The organism is Halomonas sp. 111 (assembly GCF_052379685.1).
GTDB classification, from domain to species: Bacteria; Pseudomonadota; Gammaproteobacteria; order Pseudomonadales; family Halomonadaceae; genus Vreelandella; species Vreelandella citrativorans.
Map to the genome: position 1 here is coordinate 53,693 of NZ_JBQSYV010000018.1, position 24,095 is coordinate 77,787.

A 24,095-nucleotide genomic window follows, 5' to 3' on the forward strand; every position below is an offset into this window, starting at 1 on the left:
ACTGATTTAGGGATTAAGGTCAAGTATCGATTATTGGGGAATGCTAGCCCCCGGTTTCTTGTGCCCGTATAATAGGATTATTCAACAGTAGCCTACGCTGCTAAAACGATACCCCATTCATTCCTCGTCCCCCGACGACCCATAGACGACAGGTACCGATGGCGAAGAAGCTCTTCATCAAAACGCACGGCTGCCAAATGAACGAGTACGACTCCTCCCGTATGGCGGATCTACTCGGTGAATCTCACCAGCTTGAACTCACCGACAATGAGAAGGAAGCCGATGTCATCCTTCTTAACACCTGTTCAATTCGTGAGAAGGCTCAGGAGAAAGTGTTTCATCAGCTGGGGCGCTGGAAAAAGCTAAAAGACGCCAACCCGGACCTGGTAATTGGCGTAGGCGGCTGCGTGGCAAGCCAGGAAGGCGATGCGCTGCGTAAGCGTGCGCCCTTCGTGGATATGATTTTCGGCCCGCAGACGCTGCACCGTGTGCCCTCCATGCTGGATGCGCGCAGCAACAATCAAATTGCCGCCGTAGACGTAACGTTCCCGGAAATCGAGAAGTTTGATCACCTGCCCCAGCCCAAGTCAGATGGCGCCACGGCCTTTGTCTCGATCATGGAAGGCTGCTCCAAATACTGCACCTTCTGCGTGGTGCCCTATACCCGCGGAGAAGAGGTCTCGCGTCCGTTTGAGAAGGTGATGGATGAAGTTATCCACTTGGCCGATCAAGGGGTGCGCGAAGTCAACCTGCTGGGCCAAAACGTTAACGCCTACCGAGGCGACAACGACGACGGTGATGAAATTGATCTTGCCGAGCTGATTGCCTGCATCGCTGCAGTAGATGGCATTGACCGCATACGCTTTACCACCTCGCATCCGGTTGAGTTCACCGACAGCCTGGTGGATGCATTTGCAGACATCCCGGAACTGGTCAGCCACCTACACCTGCCAGTGCAATCGGGTTCCGACCGGATTCTCAGCGCCATGAAGCGTGGCCATACCGCCGAAGAGTACATTGAGAAGATGGAGCGCGTGCGCGCTAACCGTCCGGATATCAGCTTCTCATCAGACTTCATTATCGGCTTCCCAGGTGAAACCGAGGAAGACTTTGAAGCCACGATGAATCTGATCCACCGGATTGGCTTCGATCACTCGTTTAGTTTTGTGTACTCGGCGCGCCCAGGCACCCCCGCCTCAGGCCTGCCGGATGACACCCCGGAAAGCGTCAAGAAGCAGCGTCTGGCGATTCTGCAAGAGCGCATTCTGCAGAATGTGGCCCAGATCAGCCGCCGCATGGTGGGGTCTACCCAGCGCATTCTGGTCACCGGCTTTTCACCTAAAGACCCCGGCCAACTCTCTGGGCGTACGGAGAATAACCGCGTGGTTAACTTCCGTGCGGCTAACCCTACCGAGCTAATCGGCTACTTTGTGGATGTTGAGATCACTGAGGCATTCCCCAACTCGCTGCGCGGCGAGCTCGTCTCCCCCGAGCGTTACTGATCGCTATCTTATCTTAGGTAATTGCCCCAACCCCGGTTGGGGCAGTAAGCTGGGTGTCTACACACATTAACTGACGGATTTCCTACTCTTGAGCCAGCCATCACCTCAGGCCAACCGCATTATCACCCTAAGCCTTGAACCCAATGACCCACAGCGGCTTGCCAGCTTAAGTGGCCAGCAGGACGAGCATCTAAAGCTGATTGAGAGCCGCTTGGACGTGACTTTGCGCAACCGGGGCAATATGTTTCAGCTGGCCGGTGCTGCCAACCGCATCAAAGCGGCGGCTAACGTGCTTGAGCACCTCTACCGCGAAACGGCGGTGGATGATCTTTCGGCAGATACCGTGCACCTGTTCCTGCAAGAGTCTGGCCTGGAAGCACTAGAAGACGAGCAGGACGGAGAAGGCAGCCCCGATGACGTGGTAATGCGCACGCCGCGCACCATGATCAAGCCGCGCGGCTTGAACCAGCAGCGCTACGTCACCAGCATCCGCGAGCACGATATTAACTTCGGCATCGGGCCAGCCGGCACCGGCAAAACGTATCTGGCGGTAGCAGCAGCGGTTGAAGCGCTTAACCAACAGGAAGTGCGCCGCATCTTACTGGTACGCCCAGCGGTTGAAGCGGGTGAAAAACTCGGCTTTTTGCCTGGTGATCTAGCCCAAAAGATCGACCCGTACCTGCGCCCGCTGTACGACGCGCTGTACGAGATGATCGGTTTTGAACAAGTGGCCAAGCTCATCGAGCGCCAAGTGATTGAAATAGCGCCGCTGGCCTATATGCGCGGTCGCACGCTGAATAATTCGTACATCATTTTGGACGAAAGCCAGAACACCACGCCGGAGCAGATGAAAATGTTCTTGACCCGGATCGGTTTTGGCTCAACGGCCGTGATCACCGGGGATATCACCCAGGTCGACCTTCCTCGTGGGCAGCGCTCTGGCTTGTCCCAGGTACTTGACGTACTGAAAGATACGCCTGGCATCGGCGTTACCCACTTTGCCGCCAAGGATGTCGTACGCCACCCCTTGGTGCAGCGCATTATCGAAGCCTACGACGAATTCGAGTCGCAGCAGGAAGTGGAAGAGCGTGCCCGCCGTGAAGTACGCCAGCAAGAGCGCGAGGCACGCCTTCAGGGGCGCGAACAGTCTCAAGAACGATGGGGAGATACATCACGTTGAACAATATCGTGATTGATCGACAGGCCGCTATTGATGAACCGCTGCTGCCCACGCTTGAACAGCTCACCCACTGGGTGGGCTGTGTGTTTTCTCATCACCCGGATGATGAGCGCCAAGAGCTTACGATCCGCTTTGTGGACGAGCAAGAAAGCCAAGCCTTAAACCGCGATTATCGCGGCAAAGACAAGCCCACCAATGTGCTATCGTTCCCATTTGAAAACCCGCCGGGGCTCACGCTACCGCTGCTCGGCGATTTGATTATTTGTCATGCCGTTGTGGTAAAAGAGGCGGGCGAGCAACAGAAGCCGTTAACGCACCACTATGCGCACATGGTCGTTCATGGCACGCTCCATTTAATGGGCTATGACCATATTGAAGATAATGAGGCAGAAGAGATGGAGCAGCTAGAGCGTACGCTGCTTGCTGAGCTGGGCATCTCTGACCCTTACCATGTGCCATGACACTGACAACGCGCAGGGAAGAAACCGTTCATTGATGCAAGGCAAGAGGCATAGTGCAACATAGCGCCCCGTACCAAGGGGACACCGCCTTGTTGGCACCCTGTTTTTTGTTGATACTAGATTTTTAGGCACGTTACGACACCTGTCTGCCCCGTAAACAAGAGATTTGACGCATGAGCGAAGACCGATCGAGCAATCCTAATCAAAAATCCTGGCTCGAGAAACTCTTTGGCGCCCTTACCGGAGATACCGACGAACCCAGTTCACGCGCTGAACTGATGACGTTTTTACGCCATACCGCTGGGAAACTGAAGCTGGATCAGGACGCCATCATGATTATTGAAGGTGCGCTTGAAATTAGCGATCGACAGGTCCGAGAAGTATTAATACCCCGCTCTCAGGTATCGGCCATAACGCTGGACCAAACGCGTGATGGCTATTTACCGCTTATCCAGGAAACCGGTCACTCCCGTTATCCTGTGATTGGCGAGAATTTGGATGATGTTAAAGGGATATTGCTGGTAAAAGACCTGCTTCCTTTACTGTCGCAAACCCAGGAAAGCCGGGACGCCTTCAAACTGGAAGATGTTCTACGTCCGGCCATGTTTATTCCAGAGTCGAAACGGCTTAACAGCCTGCTCAAAGAGTTTCGTGATACGCACAACCACATGGCCATTGTGGTAGATGAGTATGGCGGTACTGCCGGCATTATTACGATTGAAGACATTCTGGAACAAATCGTGGGTGATATTGAAGACGAGCATGATACCGACGAAGAGGACGATATCCGCACGCTGGAAAACGGCCACTTTGCTATTCGCGCCCTCACCCCCATCGAAGACTTTAACGAACGCTTTGGCACCGAGTTCTCTGATGATGAATTCGATACCGTGGGCGGCCTGGTGATGCAGCAATTTGGTCATTTGCCCGGGCGCAGCGAGCATACTCGCTTCGGCGGCTGGCACTTTGTCATCTTGAATGCTGATAACCGGCGCATCCGCTTATTAGAGGCCTATCGTGAAAGCGATGGCGAGAGCCTCGAATCTCAAAAAAACGACTAGCAGCTTACCGATTAACCACGTATTGACAGGATATTTCATGGGGCCAACACCCGCCTTTATGCTTCAACTGTTACTGGCCCTGGTTGCGGGCGGCTTTACCACGCTAACCGCTTCACCATTTGAACTATGGTGGCTTGGCCCGGTAGCGATTGCCCTGCTTTACGTAGGGATTCATACCTTAACGCCCGCCCAGGCAGCGCTTAAAGGCTGGCTCTATGGCATTGCACTCTTTGGCAGCGGCGCCTCATGGGTCTATATCTCCATTCATGATTACGGCTATACCGGCGTGCCGCTGGCAGCGTTGCTGACCGCACTTTTTGTCGCCGTACTGGCCCTTTTTTATGCGGGCACTTTCTGGCTTTACCGGCGCTTTACCACGCCCCGATTGGCATGGCTAACGTTTGCCGGTGCCTGGGTGCTGGGTGAAGTGCTGCGCACCTACCTGTTCACAGGCTTCCCTTGGCTACTAATGGGCTCAGGCTATGTCGATTCACCCTTGGCAAGCTGGGCACCAATTGGCGGTGTCTACCTACTTTCCCTGCTGGTGGTGCTTAGCGGCACACTGGCAGCTAACGTGCTTCTGCGCCGCCAGTGGTGGGCACTGGCCCCGTTACTGGCGATCTGGCTGATACCGCTGGCCTTGCCTGCACAGTGGACCACCCCTTCCAGCACACCGACTCGGGTTGCTTTACTTCAGGGCAACCTCCCGCAGTTGCTAAAGTGGACGCCAGACGGCCAGCGCATCGCAGCGAATACCTACAGCCGACTGACCGCTGAAGTCGCCGATGAGGCTGACATAATTATCTGGCCAGAAACCGCACTTCCCATGACGGAAACTCAGGCACGTCCGGTCCTGGAGCGCGTTCAGGCTAACCTTCCGCCAGGCGTTGCCTTGGTGACAGGCATCGTTCAATTGGATGAGGCTAACCGCTACTACAACAGCGTGGTGGGCATTGGCAACGTTGAAGGCAGTTATCAAAAAGAGCACCTGGTGCCCTTTGGCGAATACCTACCGCTTGAAAGCGTGCTGCGCGGTGCTATCGACTTTTTTGACCTGCCGATGTCGAGCTTTACCAAAGGCGCATCGCATCAGACGCCCATGCAGGCCTCCGGCATTCGCCTGGGCAACGCGATCTGTTATGAAATCATCTATCCGCAGCTTGTGGCGCGTCGCGCTCAGGACAGCGATGTGCTGCTGACGGTTTCCAACGACACCTGGTTTGGCGCCTCCATTGGCCCTTTCCAGCATTTGCAAATGGCACGACTTAGAGCACTTGAAAATGGTCGCTATGTAATACGCGCCACCAGTAACGGCGTTACAGCGATTATTGATGCCCACGGAAGCATCGTTGCTCAAGCGCCCCAGTTTGAAACGACAGCGTTAGTGGGTGAGTTCTATGCGATGGAGGGGTTAACACCTTTTACCCGCACCGGGAGCTGGCCTGCATGGCTACTAGCGGGGCTAATGCTGCTACCTGGCCTTCGCTTGACACGTTGTCGCGGTCGATAGGAACCTTCAACATGACACGCTACAATAGAGCACTTTTTTGATTCTGGCTGGCATAGGAATACCACTATGTTAAAATCTCGTCCTTTTTTACTACTTGTCGTGATGCCGCTGGCGCTTACTGTCGTGTTGGCGGGCGCTATCTTCGGTGGCCAGGTTATGTCTGACAGCCATGTTGGCGATGACATTCAACACGCTCTGGCAAATAAGCTGGGGACATCCCATGATATTGAGCTCTCGCAGCTGCAGGAAGTGCAGTATGGTTATGGCATCTGCGGCCTCTATCGCACAGCCTCTTCTGACAATGGCTATGCCTCCTTTTTCTACGATAAAGACAGTGAGAATATCGAACTGGATATTAACTCTCGTCTGTACAAGTCGCGCTGCGGCCTCTCTGCCGTCTGCTAAATCGCGTTCGTTGCCAGATATTAGCCAAGTAAACGGCATATAAAAAGGGGCGACTGATCATCAGTCGCCCCTTTTTTGCTACAGACTTTTTCTACCTACGTCTACTACCTGTTTAGCTCCCTGCGGGCTACTCTAAGCGGCGTTAGCTTTTTTCTATCAGCCGTTTGATATCCGCCTGAACATCCGTTATCGGGTGGCTATCCCGCACCAGGAACTGTGCATTCCCCTCTCGATCAAAGGCAAAAACAGCGCTGGAGTGTGTTACCAGGTAGTCACCATTCTCATTCTCTTCACCGTATTCGTAAGCAACGCGGTAACGGTTGGTGATCGCATCAATGTCGGCTTTATCGCCGGTCAAGCCAGTAAACTCAGGGCCAAAGGCATTGGTATAGCGTTTTAGCACCTCGGGCGTGTCACGCGCCGGGTCGACCGAAATAAACAGCACCTGAACCTCGTCGCGCGTCTCATCATCCAGCTGTCTGATCGCATCGCCTAATCTTGCCAGGGTAATGGGGCAAACATCGGGGCAAAACGTGTAGCCAAAATAGACAAGCGCTGGCTTACCCAGATATTCATCCGCTTGGACGCTGTCGCCGTTATCATCCACCAGTGAAAAATCAAGCGACGGCATAATGTCGGCAACGTCGGTGGTACGCCAGCTCTGATCACTACAACCAGCCAGTAAAAGAGACGCCAACGTGGCGAACAACAACTTGTACATATAGGGTTCCTATTCCTGGCCTTTACATCGATGCTGGAGAGACAACATTAAAGGTAACGGGCAGTTGCTGTTCATCGCTAAACTCAAGCACCACGTCAACGTCATCACCTACGTTTAAGGGCTCAACGCGGCGCATAAACATCAGATGATGACCTTTAGGCGCAAACTCAAAACGCTCGCCTGAGGCAATTTCAAGCGATGTAAGTTCGTGCATATGGGCCATACCGTCGTGCTCGGAGCTAACATGTATTTCAACACTATCAAAGGCAGGGCTTTGAGCGCCCACCAGCGTGACAGCTTCATCGCCCGCATTATAAAGCTCAAAGTAACCCGCACCGGGCGTGTTACCAGGCAGCAGGCTTAACCGAGCATTGCTTACTTCTAGCGTCTGCGCCTGCGCAACACCTGCCGTTAATAGCAGTGCTAACGCGCTTAACGCCAGCCGCTGAGTCACTCGTTGGGCCATGACATTCAGTGCCTTGTTCGCCATTACTTCGATGCTCCCTTTAAATAAACACGGTTAAACGGCACACGCGCCAAGCTCGCACGTACTGGCCTATCGCATGTCGTTATGAATCTTTGGCTACCATAGCGTCATCCAGGTGTTCTACAACCCTCCTGCGACATTATGACAGCACCCTCGGCCTGCCGATATTAGGCGAGAACGCGGCGCGGTTTGTGTTTGCCACAAAGGGGGCGCCCAGAAGCATAGGAACGGCGGTTACGAATAGCCCCCTAAAAAGAGTTCAACGCCTATCTCCTTAAGCCCGGAAATAGACGTGGGGCCTGCTGAAATCCCAACTACCGCGTTAGAAACATTTAAACCAACAAGGTTCTAAAACCAACTCTTTTATTAATGGCTGGAAAAGCGGTCAGTGCATGATTGATTCAACATAAACAACCAACCGTTCAAGCACTTAAAATCGATATTTATAAACGATCTTTTCAAGCTATTGCTGCAAACAATCTTTATAAACACGCCCAGCTTTCATAATCATGCGCAAGTTACGCTCTGGATCTTTAAGAAAATCAAGATCTTTGCTTGGGTCACCATCAACGACCAGCAGGTCGGCTAGCGCGCCAGGCTCAATACACCCAAGCACTCCCGGATACGGGTTACGCGGCCCCGAGAGAGAAAGTAGCTCCCCGTTACGCCCCGTCGCCATTGCCAATGCGGTCAACGGGTCGTAGAAACGCGTTAGCTTAGCCAAGTGATGCAGCTGGTTGGGGGTATTTTGGGGATTAAAGAGAATATCCGTTCCCCAGCCAGTTTTAACGTTAAATCGCTGGGCCATTTCATACGCGCGAACCGTTCCTTCGGCAACTTGCCGCTGAGACTCTCGGCGTGCTGCATCCGGGTAAACGTTGGAATCTTCATCCTGCAGAAAAGGCTGAAGGCTCCACCACACATCTTCACCGGCCATCATTCGAACAGTCTCTTCATCTGCCAACTGACCATGTTCGATTGAGCGTACGCCTGCCCGCAGGGCACGCTGAATACCCCGGGAGGTGTAGACATGAACCATGACATACGTGCCCCAGTCACCGGCTGCCTCAACCGCTGCGCGAAGCTCGCGCTCGCTAAACTGCGTACTGTCGAGCGGATCATAAAATGACGCGACGCCACCACCCGCAATCAGCTTTATTTGAGAAGCCCCCAGCATCAACTGCTCACGCGTGCGCCTAAGCACTTCCGCTTCACCGTCAGCAATCATGGCTACCCCTTGCTGCTCCGTGTAACTTAGCGGGGTTGTACTACCACGAGGCAATTCGTGCCGCATTCGGAAATCACCGTGCCCGGATGTCTGGGAAATCATGGCGCCTGCGGGAAATATCCGCGGTCCGTTCACGATGCCTTCGTCAATGGCTCTCTTCAGTGCAAATGACGGCCCTCCTACATCCCTGACCGACGTAACCCCTCGCATCAGCGTTCGCTCGGCCTCTTTTGCGGCGACCAAATGGATATAACCAATATCCGCGCTCATGGCTTCCATCTGTGTAATAGCGGCTAGCGTGGAGTGCCAATGCGCATCGATTAAGCCAGGCATCAACACGCGCCCATCACAGTCGATAACGTCCCCGGACTCGGCGCCAGCATTACCTTCAAGAATAGCGCTGACCCGCCCATCCTCTACCTTAACGGATACGCCATCGCGCAACGGGCCACCACTTCCATCAAAAAGCGTTAAGTTGGTGAGTAGCACAGGGCCGTCATGCGCTTTTGAGGGCTGGTCAACCACGTGTGGCGTATGTACACCTGCAAACAGCGCCATGACCGCTGCCGGCCCACCCAGCATTTCGCGGCGAGCAATCTCTGCCATAACGCGCTCATGAAAATGCTGTAAGACGGGTGAACCACAGCAGCAAGCGCCATGGTTATTGCCAGGACTGTTTCCAGGACGGTGTTGTGCGCTAAACGCGGGGGCTAATGAGTAACGGGTAGTGGGCGGCATTGTTAGCACCTCGCTTAAACATGAGAAGGATAGTTTTTTTGTAGAATACCCGGATGATCGGAGCAGCCTTTACAGGCTGCCCTGTTCGCTTAGCACGTCAGGAATGGTCATTTTTACATAGCGCCCTGGTGCTGACTCAATCACCTCAAGCTTACCGTCGCCGGGTGTGCGCGAGGGCACCATTTTCTGGGTATCCGCATAACCATTTTGCGTCATCCATGCCTGCCAGTGCGGCCACCAGGACCCCTCATTAAACGTTGCTGTTTCCAGCCATGCTTCATGGCTTTCTGGCAGTGCGTCGTTGCTCCAATAACCGTACTTATTCTTTTGTGGTGGATTAACGATACCGGCAATATGCCCCGAGCCACCTAATACAAACGTAACGGGGCCTTTAGGCAGCAGCGCCCCATAGTAGGTGCTGTTCCACTTGGCGATATGGTCCTCTTTGGTCGATATGAAATAACTGGGGGTGGAGATTTTGCGTAAATCAATTTTTACGCCATCAAGCTCAATACCACCCGGCGCCACCAAACGGTTTTCAAGATACATATGACGTAAATACCAGGCATGCGTGCCCGCCGGAAGATTCGTGCCATCCGTATTCCAGTGGAGAAGATCAAAAGCGGCAGGCATTTCTCCTTTCAGGTAGTTATTGATATAAAACGACCAGAAAAGATCATTTTCACGCAGCAGGTTAAAGGTATAGGCCATCGAGCGACCATCCAGATAGCCCTTAAGCTGCATGGTTTGCTCAAGCCCTTGCACTACGGCTTCGTTCAGGAAAACACCGATATCGCCGGGGTCACGAAAATCCTGCAGCGTGGCCATGTAGGTGACCGACTTCACCTTTCGCCCCTTGCGGGTACTTGTTAGATAAGCAACGGTCGAAGCCGTCAGGGTGCCGCCTACGCAGTAGCTCACCAGGTTGACCGACTTCTCACCACAGGCATCCTCAATGGCGCTAATCGCGCTGATCGGCCCCATTTGCATGTAATCGGCCCAGGTAATGTCACGCTGTTCAGGGCCAGGGTTGCGCCATGAAATTAAAAATACGGTGTGGCCCTGGTCCACCATCCACTTGACCATGGAATTGTCCTGGCGCAGGTCAAGGATGTAATACTTGTTGATCCAGGGCGGCACGATTAACAGTGGCGTTTTAAAGGTCTTCTCAGTGGTGGGCGTGTACTGAATCAGTTGAATTAACTCGTTTTCATACACGACAGTCCCGGGGGTAACCGCGATGTTTTCCCCGATGCCAAACGCATTGCGCTCGGTCATACACACATTGATGCCTTCCGCTGAGTTGGCAAGGTCTTCACGCAGCCGTGATAGCCCTTCTACCAGATTTTGCCCACGGGTTTGCAGCGTTCGCCGCATCACCTCAGGGTTAGTAGAAACAAAATTGGTGGGCGACATGGCATTGACGAGCTGACGGGCATAAAACCCCAGATTTCGTTTCTGGAGGTCATCCATACCTTCAAGGCTTTCGATCAGTTCTTCTACTACCTGCGAAAACAGCAGGTACTGCTGCATGATCGCCGCATAGTGAGGGTCTTGCGTCCAGGCATCGTCTTTAAAGCGCCGGTCGCTTTTGGAGGGGGTAATCAGCGGTGTGACCTGCTCACCAGACAAAGCACGCATGCTTTGCTGCCATAGCAGCCACTGATCTTGCAGCAGGCGCGCTTGGGTTTGCCACAGCAAGGTTGGGTTATTCATTAATGCCTGCGCACCCGCCTCGAAGCTTTTACGCATATCGCTATATACCGAGTCGGCCGCCTCGCTTGGGGCCATGCGTGCCAGCAGATCCTGCATAAGCCCCTGGTACTGCTCAGCGGCCTCTTTCAGCTGCGTATTCCATGCCTCAATGTCTTCTTGAGACACTCCCTGCTGAAACATGTCGTGCAATGGTCGTTTCCACCCCTGCATACTGAATCCCCTTATAACAATACGGCGCCTAGAGGCGCCGTGAGTTAGCCGACTTCTTATTTTTTCCGTGAAGACTGGCTCGAGGCGGATCCAGAAGCACTAGGCTGTTGGCCTTTTGCGGCGGCGGTCGCCTGCTCGGTCATTTGCTGCCCGGCATCACTGAAGAGTTTTTCCATTTCCGTTTTGAACTGCAGGCTCATCTCGCCCATAGCACGGGCGTCTTCCTGCATTTGCTGGGAAAGCTCGTTCATGATTTCAGCCTGCTGGGTGCCGAAATCACGCAGGCTTTCTGCATCTTGAATGCTGGTGGCACTGCGGATGCGCTCGGTGCCCATTTGGCTATAGCGCTTCATGGCTTCCAGTTGATACTGGGTCATTTTTTCCATGTTGTTGAGCATCAGCGAGTTAATTTTGCGCATGGGCTCAAACATTTGGCGGGTCTGGGCGTTAAAAGCGTCCATCATATCGTCTTGCATAGTGTCTAATCCTCTTCCGTTTCAGAGTGTGGGCGCTTTCGCGCCCCCCTACGAACGTGATTTGCTGCACTGCAAAAAGAGTAATCCTTGACCGGGTGCTTTGCAATAACACTGTTTTCAAGAACCCTGTTTTCAATAACACTGTTTTCAAGAGCCCTGGATGACGGCGCTCATTAACTGGCCGTTACGCACCTCACCACATTACTCGGTTTTTCCCTTGCCACGCGAACGCGAGGACGCCGTTGCTTTGGCATTAGGCGCTCTCTCGCTGCTCGACGTGTCACTGTCCGCCGCTTGATCATCAGAGGCGGTACTGCTGGCATTGCCTGCCTGGCGCAACATATCCAACATCATCTGTTGGTAAGTTCCAAAGTTGGCCAACCCTTGAGAAAGCCCCTGCTGCATCATGGGCTGCTGCAAAAAGGGGCGCATCAAACTCATGGGGTCATACCCTTCTGCACCCGACTCCATTTGCCGCTGAATATTTTCCAGCAGGCTTTGCTGGAATGCCTCTACATCAGGAAGCCCCAATGCTTGACGAAATTCATCCGGGGTCAGATCAAACTCAACGTTAATCTTCATGGGTTACTCCTCAGCCATCTTCCTTGAGTGTAGCAGCGTTACGCCAAGCCGTACGCCGCTTTAACGCTGCGCTAAACGGGGTGTATCAACGCTAACCTCACCGTTTTGCCCACGCTGGCGCAGCCAGTGGTCAAGCAATGTAATCGCCATCATGGCTTCGGCAATCGGCGTGGCGCGAATCCCCACACAAGGGTCGTGGCGACCTTTGGTAATCACCTCGACCAGCTGGCCGTTAACATCAATGGAACGCCCAGGCGTCGTAATGCTGGAGGTCGGCTTAAGCGCCAGCCTGGCCACAATCGGTTGCCCACTGGAAATACCGCCCAATATGCCACCGGCATGATTGGACAAGAAGCCTTCCGGCGTCATCTCGTCGCGGTGTTCGCTACCGCGCTGGGCAACGGATTCAAACCCCGCGCCAATCTCAATACCTTTTACCGCATTAATGCTCATCAAACCGTGCGCCAGCTCAGCATCCAGGCGATCAAACACCGGCTCACCCAGCCCGACAGGAACGCCCTCAGCGACCACGGTAATCTCGGCACCGACGGAATCCTGGTCACGGCGCAGCTGATCCATATATGCTTCAAGCTCGGCTACTTTGGCGGGATCGGGGCAGAAAAACGCATTCTGCTCGACGGCCTCCCACTGCTTAAACTCAATTTTGATGGGGCCCAGCTGGCTCATATAGCCACGAATTTGTACGCCTTGGGCGGCCAGGTACTTCTTGGCGATAGCACCCGCGGCTACCCGCATGGCAGTTTCGCGGGCGCTTGAGCGGCCGCCGCCCCGATAGTCACGGTGGCCATATTTATGGTGGTACGTGTAGTCCGCATGGGCGGGGCGGAACTGCTCCTTGATTTTCGAGTAGTCCTTGGAGCGCTGGTCGGTATTCTCGATCAGTAGGCCAATCGAGGTGCCGGTGGTTTTTCCCTCAAACACGCCCGATAAAATCCTCACCTGATCAGGCTCTTTGCGCTGCGTGGTGTGGCGAGAGCTACCTGGGCGACGACGGTCCAGGTCGCGCTGTAAATCCTCTTCACACAGCGCAAGCCCCGGCGGGCAACCATCTACAATGGCGCCCAGCGCAATGCCGTGGCTCTCTCCAAAGGTGGTAACGGTAAACAGCTTGCCAAAACTATTGCCAGACATGGGCGTTCATTCCTTACGCAAAAGACGCCGCATGGGCGTCGAGTTCATCGGCGCTCAAAGCAAATACGCCTTGGCCGCCGCGCTCGAAGTCAAGCCACAGGAAAGGTACGTCGGGAAACGCAGCCTCCACATGGCGGTCAGAATTGCCCACTTCGACAATCAGCCAACCTGTATCGCTCAAATGGCTGCGCGCCTCGCGCAAAATACGCCGCACAATGTCCAGGCCATCTTTACCGGCACCCAGTGCCAGCGCGGGCTCATGGCGGAACTCGGCGGGCATGGTAGCCAAATCACGCGCATCGACGTAGGGCGGGTTGGAAACAATCAGGTCAAAGCGCTGGCCTTCCAGCCCGTCAAACACATCCGAGGCGACCGCCCGTATCCGGTCACCCACGTCATGGCGGGTAATGTTTTCTCGGGCGACGGCCAGCGCATCCTGGCTGATATCAGCAAGCGTCACTTCGCAGGTAGGCAAATAAAGGCCGGTTGCAATGCCGATACAACCAGAGCCGGTGCATAAATCCAGCACGCTCTCCGGCGGCTCTTCCGGGAACCAGGCCGAAAAACCGTCTTCGATCAGCTCGGCAATCGGCGAGCGCGGAATCAGCACTCGCTCATCAACATTGAAGGGGTGACCTGCAAAAAAGGCCTCACCCAGCAGGTACGGCAATGGCTGGCGGCTGGTTACCCGCTTCCGGGTCAGGGCGATAATACGCTGGCGCTCAACAGGCAAAAGCCGTGCTTCCAAAACGGCGGGGTCGACGTTCCAGGGCAGATGAAGTGCCCCCAGGCAGAGCGCAACGGCTTCATCCCAGGCAGACTCGGTGCCGTGGCCATAGTGCAGTCCGGCCAGATAGAACTCGCTGGATACCCAGCGCAGATAGTCGCGTAGTGTAAAAAGATCGCTCACCAACGCCGTATCCGGCAACGAAAGGGTTGAGTGAGAGGTCTCAGCATTGAGGTGCGTGGTCACAGCGACTCCTGATAAACGAAAACCATCCATGCAGCCACATGCGGCTACACTCATTGATAAAGAAAAGATTGTACCTGTAAAGATTGTACCTTTGACGCCGCCCGGTTCACAGCGCCGCTCAGCTCGCTATACTGTCGGCACTTTATATGCTTTCTTGTTTTACTCTTTCTTCCTTTTCACACTTTGAGCTTGATATGACGCGACGCCACCTGCCCAACGATGACGATATCAGCGCTTTTCGCCAGGCGCTGCAAGCAGCAGGCGTACGCCGTATTGCACATAATCAAGCCGACCCCGGCAAGCCCAAGCGCAATGATGAAGCCCAACAGGCACGGCGTAATGCGGCGGTTCAAAACAGCACAGTACAAGCCAGCGGCCGCACATCGGATGGCCGGGTCGAGGCCGTGCGTCCGTCTGAGTACCTTGAGTTTAGCGTGCCCGATTTACCCTGGCGTACCTTCAGCCAGTTAAAGCGTGGCCAAACCGAGTGGCAGGCGGGGCTTGACCTGCACGGCTACACGCTTGAAGAAGCCCGCGCGGAGCTTGAAAGCTTCTTGCGCGATGCATCAAGCCAAGGGCTGCGCTGCGTGCTGGTGGTTCACGGCAAGGCGTGGGGCACCACTTCAGATTTTCCGGTGCTTAAGAGCCACACCAATACCTGGTTACGCGAATGGCCGGGGGTGCTGGCCTTTTGCTCGGCCATTGATATTGATGGCGGCACCGGAGCAGTCTATATATTGCTGCGTAAGCGCGGGGCGTAACGCCGCTCAACCGCTCTCTTCACTGCTCTACTGGCACTTTTCCAGTGGCTCGCTGCCTCACTCTGTCGCATCCGAGGCAATGCTGGGCATGCGCCGCTCCAGCGCCTCATCGGCCAAGTGCCGCCCCAGACGGATCAAGTCTTTGGCGCGATGAAACTCATACGTACTGCATACTGTCTTGGGAATCTCGATCAATATATCGGGCGGATAACCGGCAATTTTGTATTTTGCCAGGGCCGCTTGGGTAATATCAAACGACTCTAAAATCATATCGAGCTTGCTCCACTCGCGCTTGCCTCGCGTCTCAACACTCTCTTCAGCGCCAGCTTCCACGCCGCTGTCTTCTTCACTGCTGCCAAGCCCCTCCCATAAACGCAGGGTGGCTTGGCGCACGTCGCTCATCCAGCCGCCAATTTTTTCATCCCGGTCACGCTCTTGCGCCGTTCGGCTGTCATTTTCCTCGTGCTCACGGGGCAGGAGTTCCTCCAACGACACCGGCTGCGGGCTATGTGCCGTTACGTTAATCGCAATTACCAGATCTGCTTCGTGGGCAGAAATAACCGGCATGATAGGCAGCGGATTAAGCAGCCCGCCATCGACCAACACCTGGTCGCCAACATTGACCGGCGTAATGACGCCTGGAATGGCGATAGAGGCGCGAATGGCGCGCAGTAACGGGCCATTTTGAAACCACACTTCGCGCTGGCGAACCAGGTCAGTCGCCACCGTTGTCACCGGAATAGGCAAATCCTCAATGAGCACATCGCCTACCAACGCTTCCAACTTGCTCATCACCTTATTGGCACGCATGGCACCCATCGGGCTCCAGGTCACATCCACCAGCTTTAGCACATCCAGATAATCGAGATTACAGACCCACTCGCGATACTCGGGCAGTTTGCCAGAAGCGTAGATGCCACCAATCAGCGCGCCCATGGAGCATCCCGCCACTGAAATAATCTCAAAGCCTCGTGCTTCCAGGGCTTCAATGACACCGATATGGGCATAACCGCGCGCCCCGCCACTGCCCAACACCAAAGCCACTTTTTTCCCGCTACCCGCGTGCGTCAGTTGATTCATTGGCTATTCCTATTGCTCTTGAGCCGACCGTATAACCGCTTTACACGGCTGCCTCCCAGTGGGCGGTGGCGAGTTCCGCCACAGCGGCAACCGCTTTAGATTCCAAATGCAGATGATGCCCGCCAGGCAACACATGGCGGGTCAGATCATTAACCGCCAAGCGCGCCTGCTCGGCCCAGGCACGCTTTCCTAAAATACCCTGCTCGCCTTCAATCAGTAGTACCGGCGCCTGAATACACGCTAACAGAGCCAGTACCTGCTCAGGGGTAAAGCGCACCAGAGAGGGTTTTAGCAGTCGACTATCCGTACGCATTTGTAGATAGCCATCGGCAGTTGCTTGCGTATTACGCTCAACCAACGGCATCGCCGTTACGCTATCCAGCGTGGTGACGCCACCGGCTACCCGCGCGGCAACCGCACTTTCGATATCAGCATAGCGTGGTGGGCGGGAAAGCGGGCGACGATGGGCAATAAGTCCTTTGCGCAACTGGCTGGCAGTTTCTTCCGCAGGCGTATTCAACGCCCCCAGCCCGTCAATCAAGGTTAACCGGGCAATACGCTCTGGCATAGCGGCGGCCAGTAGGCAGGCAACCGCCGCGCCCATGGAGTGGGCCAGTAAAGAAGCCTGTTCAATACCCAGCGCGTCCAGCGCATCAAGCACGTCGTGGCAGTAATCCCACAACGCATAGTCGCTTCCGAAAGCGGCATGCTGGGAGTGCCCATGGCCACGAAAATCAATGGCTACCACGCGGATATCCAGCGCATCTGCCAAAAGCGGTGCCAAGCGGCTAAAGCTTGCCGCGTTATCCAGCCAGCCGTGTAGCGCCAGCCAGACAGGTGCATCCACGCGGCCCCAGCCCAGTGCGGCCAAGCGCCCTTGCGCAAGCACCAGCGGTTGCGCGGAGTGTCGAGACGCGGGTTGGAGGGTCGGTTCACACATAGGTTGTTTTCCTGATGAAGCGGCCATCTCGTTGGCAAATAACGCGACGCCTTTAATGTTCCTGAAGTAAGCGTTCAGGCAATGTCTGGATGACGATATCAGTAACAAACGTTACCATGCCAAGCGCAATTCTTCTGTCGCTTTTACCCAACTCTTGCTAATGGTGCTGCCATGAAACCACGCCGCGATACACGCGCCCGTAACCTTGTTTTTTTTATTGCTGTTGTTAGTGCCATCGTCGTGGGGTTGTGGCTAGCGCGCTAGGCTTGCCTAATCGCCGCTCAACGCTTGCAATTTAAACCTCACGAATAAATACTGTATATACATACACATCACATTCAGTGAGGATGCCGACGATGTCGTTGCCTCCATCGACGCTCGTGCCCACCTTGCCGTTAACTTCTCAGCCGTTGCCTTTTTCATCGTTACAAGGCCGTGCGGGCTTTAGCGGCTTTCCATCACCAGCGCAGGATTACGAACCGCGTACGCTCGATCTCAATACGCGGCTAATTAAAAACCCTACCCAAACGTTCTACCTTTCCGCCGCTGGTGACAGCATGGAAGGTTGGGGGATTTTTGATGGCGACCTGCTGGTCGTTGACCGCAGCATTAAGCCTCGGCTAGGGCACATTCTGGTTGCCATGTTTGAAGAGGAAGTGCTGATTAAGCGCTACGCCCTCTACCAAAATACGCCGCACCTCTGCTCTGCGCATCCTCACTACCCGCCGCTTCCTTTGGAAGGCACCGAGTGCCAGCTATGGGGAGTAGTGCGTGCCGTCATTCATGAGTATGTCCGATGATCGGTCTGGTCGATGCCAACAACTTTTACGTCAGCTGTGAGCGTGTGTTTGATCCTGCGCTGGAAGGCAAACCGGTTGGTGTTATGTCGAACAACGACGGCTGTATCATCGCCCGCTCTGCCGAGATGAAAGCTATGGACATCCCCATGGGCATGCCATCGTTTAAGCTCGAAAGCCTGCGTAAGCGTGGTGACATTTACCTCAAGTCATCCAACTATGAGCTGTATGGCGATATGTCGGCCAGGCTGTGCCAGCTACTGCGCGATACCTGCCCAGCCGTGTCGCCGTACTCCATTGATGAAATGTTTATTTACCTGGAGGCGTTCAGCAACCAGCAGTGCCAAACCCTGGGCGAATGGCTGCGTCGGCGGATTCGGCGTCATTTAGGCCTGCCGGTATGCGTCGGGCTGGCCCCTACGCATACGCTGGCCAAGCTTGCCAACCACTTGGCCAAGCAGGCGACTCACTATCAAGGCGTGTGCCTGCTGACGGGAAAAGATGCGGCAACGACCGCCCTGCTTAAACAGACACCGGTGGGCAGCGTATGGGGCGTTGGGCGCCGGATTGCTGAGCGGTTAGCGATCAGTAATATTAATACCGCCTGGGACTTGCGTGAGGCTGACCTTCGGCTACTGCGCAAACATTTTTCGGTAGTGCTGGCCCGCACGGCGCTGGAGCTGCGCGGTACGCCCTGCCTGCAGATGAATGCGCTGGATCAACCGCGCCACCGCATTATGACGTCGCGCTCATTCGGCCAATCAACCGGCAGTAAAACAGAAGTACATAACGCGTTACGCCAACATGCCCAGCGCAGCGCCGAAAAACTCCGTCAGCAGCGCAGCCTCACGCGAGCCGTGATGATTTTTTTAAACACCAACCGCCACCGCCGAGACCAACCCCAGTATTTTCCTCACGCCATGGTGCCCCTGCCCTCACCCAGCGATGATACGCGCACAATTCTTGAGGCCGTTCACCAAGGGGTTGAACAAGTTTATCGGTCAGGCTACCAATTTATGAAAGCGGGTGTGATGCTGCTGGATCTAGTTGATGCCGAGCAGCACCAACTCTCGTTGCTACATCAACCGCCGCAGAACCGATACCCTTACTTAATGGCCACCCTGGATAATATCAATCAGCGCATGGGGCAAGGCACCATCAGCTTTGGCATGACGGATGCCGATGCCGCCTGGCAGCTACGCTGCGGGCACCGCTCAGGCCGCTACACCACACGCTGGGACGAGTTGATGCAGGCAGGCACCCATCCTGGTGCTATCAAGCAATCTGCTTTACGCAAGTAACCGCTGTGATCTCAACTACTGTCTCAACTACGATCTCAGGAAGAGACTCAAATCACCCTTACCAGCGGGGCTTACCACAGGCGGGAACGCTTCAAGGGAAGTCTATGCACATTGCCAAACGCCGCTGGATGAGCCGTCACTCATTGCTCAGCAGCAGCGTTGGCTGGGAGAATCCGTTAGCGTGTCGTTAACGCCTGACGCAGGCGAGGACTCAACCACTCGCCCAGCGCCATCATGATCAGCAGGATAGCCAACAACCACGGCCAATGAACTGAAAAGGTAACGGTAAACAGCCCTAATGCATCAGCGAAAATAACCAAAATACCCAGCGGGCTAACATAACGCACCATGGCAAGCCATAGCGTATAGGGCAGGGGCGAGAGTCCTAGCTCGTCGCGGAACGTTTCACTCTTCAGGACAAAGCCTGCCAGTATGACGGTGCCTAACCCACCCAATGGCATCATCCAGCGTGAAGTGATGTAGTCCAGCCAGTCAAAGAAGGTCTTGCCTGCCAACGTCCAATCAGCACCCAGGTTAAAGGAGAGCATGGCAGCGGTACTAATCAGCCAAAGCACGACCCCCGTGCTCCACGCAGCACTGCGGCGTGAGAACCCTTTGTTGTCGCAGAGCCAGGAAACGGTCGCCTCAACCATCGAAATGGACGATGTCAGCGCGGCCATGGAGAGCATGGCGAAAAACAGAATCCCAAACAGCGTACCCAGCGGCATGGCTTGGAACGCCAGCGGCAAGCTCATAAAGATAAGCCCGGGGCCTTCACCTGGGTCCATGCCATTGGCAAAAATTACCGGGAAGATCGCCAGCCCCGCCATCAAGGCAACGGCCGTATCGGCAATGGCAACGCTAATGGTGGTGCGCCCAATGGAGGCGCCTTTGGGCAGGTAACTTCCGTAGGTAAGAATGGCACCCGAGGCAAGCGATAAGGTAAAGAACGCATGGCCAAGCGCGGCCAACATCCCTTCACTCGAGAGACTCCCCGCCTTAAAGGAGAACAAAAAGCGTACCGCATCACCAAAGCCACCAGAAAACATGCCGTACACAATCAGCAGTATCAGCATGATAACCAGGCCTGGCATCATCCAACTGACGTTTTTCTCGATCCCCTCCTGAACGCCTTTGCCCACAATAATCATGGTCACCAGCGTAACAAGCGTGCTCCAGAAGCCCAGACTGAACGGGTTGGCGTTGTTTTCCCCAAAAACGGCGGCCATGTCGTCAACGCTGGTGCCCACCAGGCCACCGGTTAACATCTTCCACAGATAAGAAAACGACCAGCCTGCCACGACCACGTAGAACGATAGAATCAAAAAGCCGCACAGCATGGCCATCCAGCCAAGCAGCGACCACGCCGATGAGCGACCGGACTCGTTAACCACTCGACGAATCGCATCAATGGGGCTGCCGCGCCCGCGCCGCCCGAAAGCGATTTCGCTCATCATTACCGGCACGCCCACCGCAAAAATGCACGCCAGATAGACAAGCACAAACGCGCCACCGCCATACTCGCCGGTGATATACGGGAATTTCCAGATGTTGCCCAGCCCTACCGCCGAACCGGTAGCGGCGAGCACGAACCCCCAGCGGCCCAGCCACTGGATGCGAGGTTGCTCGGAAGACGCCATGACTATCCTTCTGGTGTAAAAAAAGCGTTTATCCTAGAGGATTTCGGCTCAAAAGCACAAAACTCGTTAACTCTTTTCTGAAAACGACCGCCCGACGCCCCTGGCTTCTTCCCGGCCTGCCCCATTCGCTCATCACTTAGCGCTTCAATTAGCGCATTACAGACAGCGCTTTCGCCTCGGCATCCAGCCGCTGAGCAGTTTGGTCCACGCATCGCAGCCACACCAATAGCACCGCCCCCAACGTGACAAAGCCACCGGCCAGCCAAAGGCCCACGGTATAGTGGCCCGAAGCCTCAGCCAGCACGCCGGTTAAGGCGGGTGCAAAGATCTGCGCGGCGCCATACGCCAGCGTCATTTGGCCCATTAAACGCGCAGGGCTTGCCGGGTAAAGCCTGCCAGCCATGGTCAGCACCAAACTCACGCAGCCTAGAAAAGTGCCGCCGTATAGCACCGCGCTGAGCAACACCACCACCAGGTTTGAGGAGATAGCAGGCAATACAATTCCCACGGTCTGGATCGACATGGCCATCACCAGCGCCCCCAAATAGCCCATCCTCCGCGCCACCAAATCCCACAGCATAACGGCAGGTGCGGCCGCTAAACCGACCACAGCAAACGTCCAGTTACCCGCGCCCGCAAGCAGCGGCTCGCGCTCCACGATGGTGACAATAAACGTGGCGTTAATCACATAGCCATACCCGGCACAAAAATAGGCAGGCAACATTAAGCGCATAAAGGTACGCGAAGGCGGCATGGCGGCAGGCAACTCACCTTGACGAGCACCGGGAGCCGGTTTTACAGGGCGAGGCAGCCAGCGCCAAGCGGGTATCAGCAGCACAGCGCCCAATACGCCAAAAATCCACCACTGGCTTTGCCAGTCAAGCGAGAACGCCAGCATTAACTCTACCGCCACAGCAGCCAGTACAATGCCTAACCCCAGCCCCGCAAAATGAATCCCCAGCTCTCCCCGCTGGTGATGGTTCATCAACCAGTGAAGGATCAGCCCAGACGCCAAAAGCATGGCCGCACTGCTGGAAAGCCCCGCCAAAAAACGCAGCGCCGCCCATAGCCAAAAGTTCTCCGTAAGTGCCATGCCCACGGTTGTCAGCACCGCCAGTACCAGGCCAATACGGTAAAGCGTGTCTTTGATGTAAATACTGCGAATCGAGGCGGCCAGCACCGCGCCCAGCATATAGCCCGCGTAATTAAGCGCCGCTAGCCAGCCACCATCCGCGTCGCCCATCCAAGTGTGCTGCTGCATGATCGGCAGCAATGGCGTATAGGCGAAGCGGGCAATGCCAACACACAAAAGCTGACTGCAAACGCCCGCCAACAATACTCTATAGCGCTGAACGCGTAGCGATGCCGCACTCATGCTCTCTCCTGTCGCTGTTTTGACTTAACCGTTGTTTCTAGTTAATTAGCCTGCATATTACGTGTACACGGCGCGGCCCACATCGTCTAATGGTGGAAGAGCCTGATGAATCTGGCAGACTAGTCACACAGATAACCCCATGGAGAGTTTTAATGAGCGATAACGCCAAACCCTGGACACAACCGATGCCCGAAGCGCAGTTCAAGCTGATGCGCGACATCCTGGCCGCACCTAGCCCGGTTGGCCTTGAAGGGGCCATGACCTATGGCGTCTTAAAGCCCTACTTCGAGACATTTGCCCCCAAAAGCTGGCACCTTCACCAGTTCAAGGGCAACGCAGGCGTGGTGCTGGATACCCACCCTAACCGCGATGATATGTTCAAGGTCATGATTATCGGCCATGCGGACAAGATCCGTATGCAGGTCCGCTCTATCGGCGAAGACGGTAAAATCTGGATCAACACCGACTCATTTTTACCTTCCGTGCTGATCGGCCATGAAGTGAAGCTGTTCAGCGAAGACCCCGAAAAACCGGGCAGCTATCGCTCGATTGAGGGTGGCACCGTTGAAGCACTCGGCGCCATTCACTTTTCCGACCCAGCAGCGCGCACCGGTGACAAAGGCATTAAGAAAGAGCAGATCTACCTGGACCTGCAAATTCACGGCGAGAACAAAAAGCAGCAAGTGCTTAATTTAGGCGTGCGCCCGGGTGACTCGATTATTTTTGACCGCCCTATCCGCCCCGGCTTCAGCCCCGACACCTTCTACGGCGCCTACCTGGACAACGGCCTGGGCTGTTTTGTAACGGCTGAAGTAGCGCGGTTAATCGCCGAAGCAGGCGGCACTGACAACGTGCGCATTATGTTTGCGATTGCAAGCTACGAAGAGATTGGCCGCTTTGGTAGCCGGGTAATGGCCGGTGAGCTAAAACCCGATGCGCTGATTGGCGTGGACGTTAACCACGACTACGTAGCCGCGCCGGGTATCGGCGATAAACGCATGCAGCCGCTGGAAATGGGCAAAGGCTTTACCATGTCGGTAGGTTCGATTGCCAGTGAGCAGTTAAACCGCATCATCGCCAGCGCCGCCAAAGAGCAGGATATTCCGATGCAGCGCGATATGGTGGGCGTCGATACAGGCACCGACGGCATGGCAGGCGTGCTGGCCTCTATCGACAGCGCCGCGACCTCCATCGGTTTTCCGATCCGCAATATGCACACCATTTCGGAAACCGGAAACACCCAGGACGTACTGGCCGCTATCCATGCGCTCACGCATACCCTACAAGCGCTGGACAAACTGCCCAACCTTGAGCGTGAATTTTTGGATAACCATCCGCGCCTTGACCAAGCAAGCGCACTTAGCCACCAGGGACATGCAAAACCGGAGAACAACGAGGACAAATAACCGCGCTGTTCATTTTCATTAGTATGTTTTATTAGCACGTTGCAATAAGAAAGCCCCAGGCATCACTGCCTGGGGCTTTATCGGTTCCTCCGTAATCTTTCCTCGCGAACGTCCTGTTCGTGCATCCTTGGCGACCACAAGCACTCCTTGCTTGTTCTTCCTAACCACGTTTCCGTTTGTGGTACTGCCTACCTTGAACCTTAAATGTGTCAAACACATTAACCTGAGGCAGGAAAAGTTTAAAAGCCCTTAATCTCTAAAAGCTGGTTGCCAATAGCCAACGTAGGCCCCGGCATTATGCGCTACTTATACTTAAAAATAGTTAATCTTCATGCACAATAAGAGCCAAATAAAAAGTTAAACGCCAATAACTCTGACAATACGACATGTTAC

Annotated in this window: 22 protein-coding genes; 10 read left to right on the top strand and 12 right to left on the bottom strand. The window is 54.9% G+C overall.

Annotation, left to right across the window (positions count from 1 at the left end; translation table 11 throughout):
* Positions 1-158 precede the first annotated feature (158 nt).
* The 6 genes from miaB to ACT3T7_RS14010 all read left to right on the top strand — a co-directional run bounded on the left by miaB (position 159) and on the right by ACT3T7_RS14010 (position 6,119).
* Positions 159-1,502, top strand: coding sequence for a tRNA (N6-isopentenyl adenosine(37)-C2)-methylthiotransferase MiaB (gene miaB / locus ACT3T7_RS13985; protein WP_193053077.1), 1,344 nt, complete (start codon positions 159-161; stop codon positions 1,500-1,502).
* 88 nt (positions 1,503-1,590) lie between these two features.
* Complete coding sequence (locus tag ACT3T7_RS13990; RefSeq protein ID WP_172117135.1) at positions 1,591-2,682, top strand: PhoH family protein; 1,092 nt, start codon at positions 1,591-1,593, stop codon at positions 2,680-2,682.
* Positions 2,679-3,143, top strand: a complete 465-nt coding sequence (gene ybeY / locus ACT3T7_RS13995; RefSeq protein WP_441679066.1) for an rRNA maturation RNase YbeY — start codon at positions 2,679-2,681, stop codon at positions 3,141-3,143. The genes ACT3T7_RS13990 and ybeY overlap by 4 nt, the downstream gene beginning before the upstream one ends.
* Before the next feature lie 173 nt (positions 3,144-3,316).
* Positions 3,317-4,204 (top strand): HlyC/CorC family transporter, encoded by an 888-nt coding sequence (locus ACT3T7_RS14000; RefSeq protein WP_172117137.1) that lies wholly within the window; start codon positions 3,317-3,319, stop codon positions 4,202-4,204.
* Positions 4,205-4,241: 37 nt separating this feature from the next.
* The gene (gene lnt / locus ACT3T7_RS14005; protein ID WP_172117138.1) at positions 4,242-5,714 is read left to right on the top strand and encodes an apolipoprotein N-acyltransferase; all 1,473 of its coding nucleotides are present in this window, start codon (positions 4,242-4,244) and stop codon (positions 5,712-5,714) included.
* A 66-nt stretch (positions 5,715-5,780) separates the two neighbouring features.
* Positions 5,781-6,119, top strand: coding sequence for a hypothetical protein (locus ACT3T7_RS14010; RefSeq protein WP_172117139.1), 339 nt, complete (start codon positions 5,781-5,783; stop codon positions 6,117-6,119).
* A gap of 142 nt (positions 6,120-6,261) precedes the next feature.
* Here ACT3T7_RS14010 and ACT3T7_RS14015 read toward each other — a convergent pair whose 3' ends face one another.
* The 8 genes from ACT3T7_RS14015 to prmB all read right to left on the bottom strand — a co-directional run bounded on the left by ACT3T7_RS14015 (position 6,262) and on the right by prmB (position 14,402).
* A complete protein-coding gene (locus ACT3T7_RS14015; RefSeq protein WP_172117140.1) occupies positions 6,262-6,840 on the bottom strand; it encodes an SCO family protein in 579 nt (192 codons plus the stop codon).
* A gap of 22 nt (positions 6,841-6,862) precedes the next feature.
* Entirely contained in the window at positions 6,863-7,330 is a 468-nt protein-coding gene (locus tag ACT3T7_RS14020) for a copper chaperone PCu(A)C (RefSeq protein WP_172117141.1), read from the bottom strand.
* Positions 7,331-7,790: 460 nt separating this feature from the next.
* Positions 7,791-9,161, bottom strand: a complete 1,371-nt coding sequence (locus ACT3T7_RS14025) for an amidohydrolase family protein (RefSeq protein ID WP_444631339.1) — start codon at positions 9,159-9,161, stop codon at positions 7,791-7,793.
* 201 nt (positions 9,162-9,362) lie between these two features.
* A complete protein-coding gene (gene phaC / locus ACT3T7_RS14030; protein ID WP_444631358.1) occupies positions 9,363-11,189 on the bottom strand; it encodes a class I poly(R)-hydroxyalkanoic acid synthase in 1,827 nt (608 codons plus the stop codon).
* A gap of 86 nt (positions 11,190-11,275) precedes the next feature.
* Positions 11,276-11,695, bottom strand: coding sequence for a phasin family protein (locus ACT3T7_RS14035; RefSeq protein ID WP_444631340.1), 420 nt, complete (start codon positions 11,693-11,695; stop codon positions 11,276-11,278).
* A 201-nt stretch (positions 11,696-11,896) separates the two neighbouring features.
* On the bottom strand, positions 11,897-12,277 hold the full coding sequence (locus ACT3T7_RS14040) for a hypothetical protein (RefSeq protein ID WP_444631341.1): 381 nt from the start codon (positions 12,275-12,277) through the stop codon (positions 11,897-11,899).
* 60 nt (positions 12,278-12,337) lie between these two features.
* Complete coding sequence (aroC, locus tag ACT3T7_RS14045; protein WP_444631342.1) at positions 12,338-13,429, bottom strand: chorismate synthase; 1,092 nt, start codon at positions 13,427-13,429, stop codon at positions 12,338-12,340.
* A 13-nt stretch (positions 13,430-13,442) separates the two neighbouring features.
* Positions 13,443-14,402, bottom strand: coding sequence for a 50S ribosomal protein L3 N(5)-glutamine methyltransferase (gene prmB, locus ACT3T7_RS14050; protein ID WP_444631343.1), 960 nt, complete (start codon positions 14,400-14,402; stop codon positions 13,443-13,445).
* 194 nt (positions 14,403-14,596) lie between these two features.
* Here prmB and ACT3T7_RS14055 point away from each other — a divergent pair, with 194 nt between their 5' ends.
* Entirely contained in the window at positions 14,597-15,163 is a 567-nt protein-coding gene (locus ACT3T7_RS14055) for a Smr/MutS family protein (protein ID WP_087106822.1), read from the top strand.
* A 57-nt stretch (positions 15,164-15,220) separates the two neighbouring features.
* Here the strand turns inward: ACT3T7_RS14055 and ACT3T7_RS14060 are convergent, their stop codons facing one another.
* Together ACT3T7_RS14060 and ACT3T7_RS14065 are read right to left on the bottom strand one after the other, a co-directional pair.
* Positions 15,221-16,243, bottom strand: coding sequence for a patatin-like phospholipase family protein (locus tag ACT3T7_RS14060; RefSeq protein WP_193053085.1), 1,023 nt, complete (start codon positions 16,241-16,243; stop codon positions 15,221-15,223).
* Between the two features lie 40 nt (positions 16,244-16,283).
* The gene (locus ACT3T7_RS14065; protein ID WP_172117148.1) at positions 16,284-17,183 is read right to left on the bottom strand and encodes an alpha/beta fold hydrolase; all 900 of its coding nucleotides are present in this window, start codon (positions 17,181-17,183) and stop codon (positions 16,284-16,286) included.
* Between the two features lie 356 nt (positions 17,184-17,539).
* Between ACT3T7_RS14065 and ACT3T7_RS14070 the strand changes: the two genes are divergently transcribed.
* Both ACT3T7_RS14070 and ACT3T7_RS14075 read left to right on the top strand, forming a co-directional pair.
* Entirely contained in the window at positions 17,540-17,983 is a 444-nt protein-coding gene (locus ACT3T7_RS14070; RefSeq protein WP_087106828.1) for a LexA family protein, read from the top strand.
* Complete coding sequence (locus ACT3T7_RS14075) at positions 17,980-19,281, top strand: Y-family DNA polymerase (RefSeq protein WP_444631344.1); 1,302 nt, start codon at positions 17,980-17,982, stop codon at positions 19,279-19,281. The genes ACT3T7_RS14070 and ACT3T7_RS14075 overlap by 4 nt, the downstream gene beginning before the upstream one ends.
* Before the next feature lie 176 nt (positions 19,282-19,457).
* Here ACT3T7_RS14075 and ACT3T7_RS14080 read toward each other — a convergent pair whose 3' ends face one another.
* Both ACT3T7_RS14080 and ACT3T7_RS14085 read right to left on the bottom strand, forming a co-directional pair.
* The gene (locus tag ACT3T7_RS14080; RefSeq protein ID WP_444631345.1) at positions 19,458-20,921 is read right to left on the bottom strand and encodes a sodium-dependent transporter; all 1,464 of its coding nucleotides are present in this window, start codon (positions 20,919-20,921) and stop codon (positions 19,458-19,460) included.
* A 148-nt stretch (positions 20,922-21,069) separates the two neighbouring features.
* On the bottom strand, positions 21,070-22,296 hold the full coding sequence (locus tag ACT3T7_RS14085; RefSeq protein WP_444631346.1) for a YbfB/YjiJ family MFS transporter: 1,227 nt from the start codon (positions 22,294-22,296) through the stop codon (positions 21,070-21,072).
* A 152-nt stretch (positions 22,297-22,448) separates the two neighbouring features.
* Here ACT3T7_RS14085 and ACT3T7_RS14090 point away from each other — a divergent pair, with 152 nt between their 5' ends.
* Positions 22,449-23,702, top strand: coding sequence for a M20/M25/M40 family metallo-hydrolase (locus ACT3T7_RS14090; RefSeq protein ID WP_441679057.1), 1,254 nt, complete (start codon positions 22,449-22,451; stop codon positions 23,700-23,702).
* Positions 23,703-24,095 lie beyond the last annotated feature (393 nt).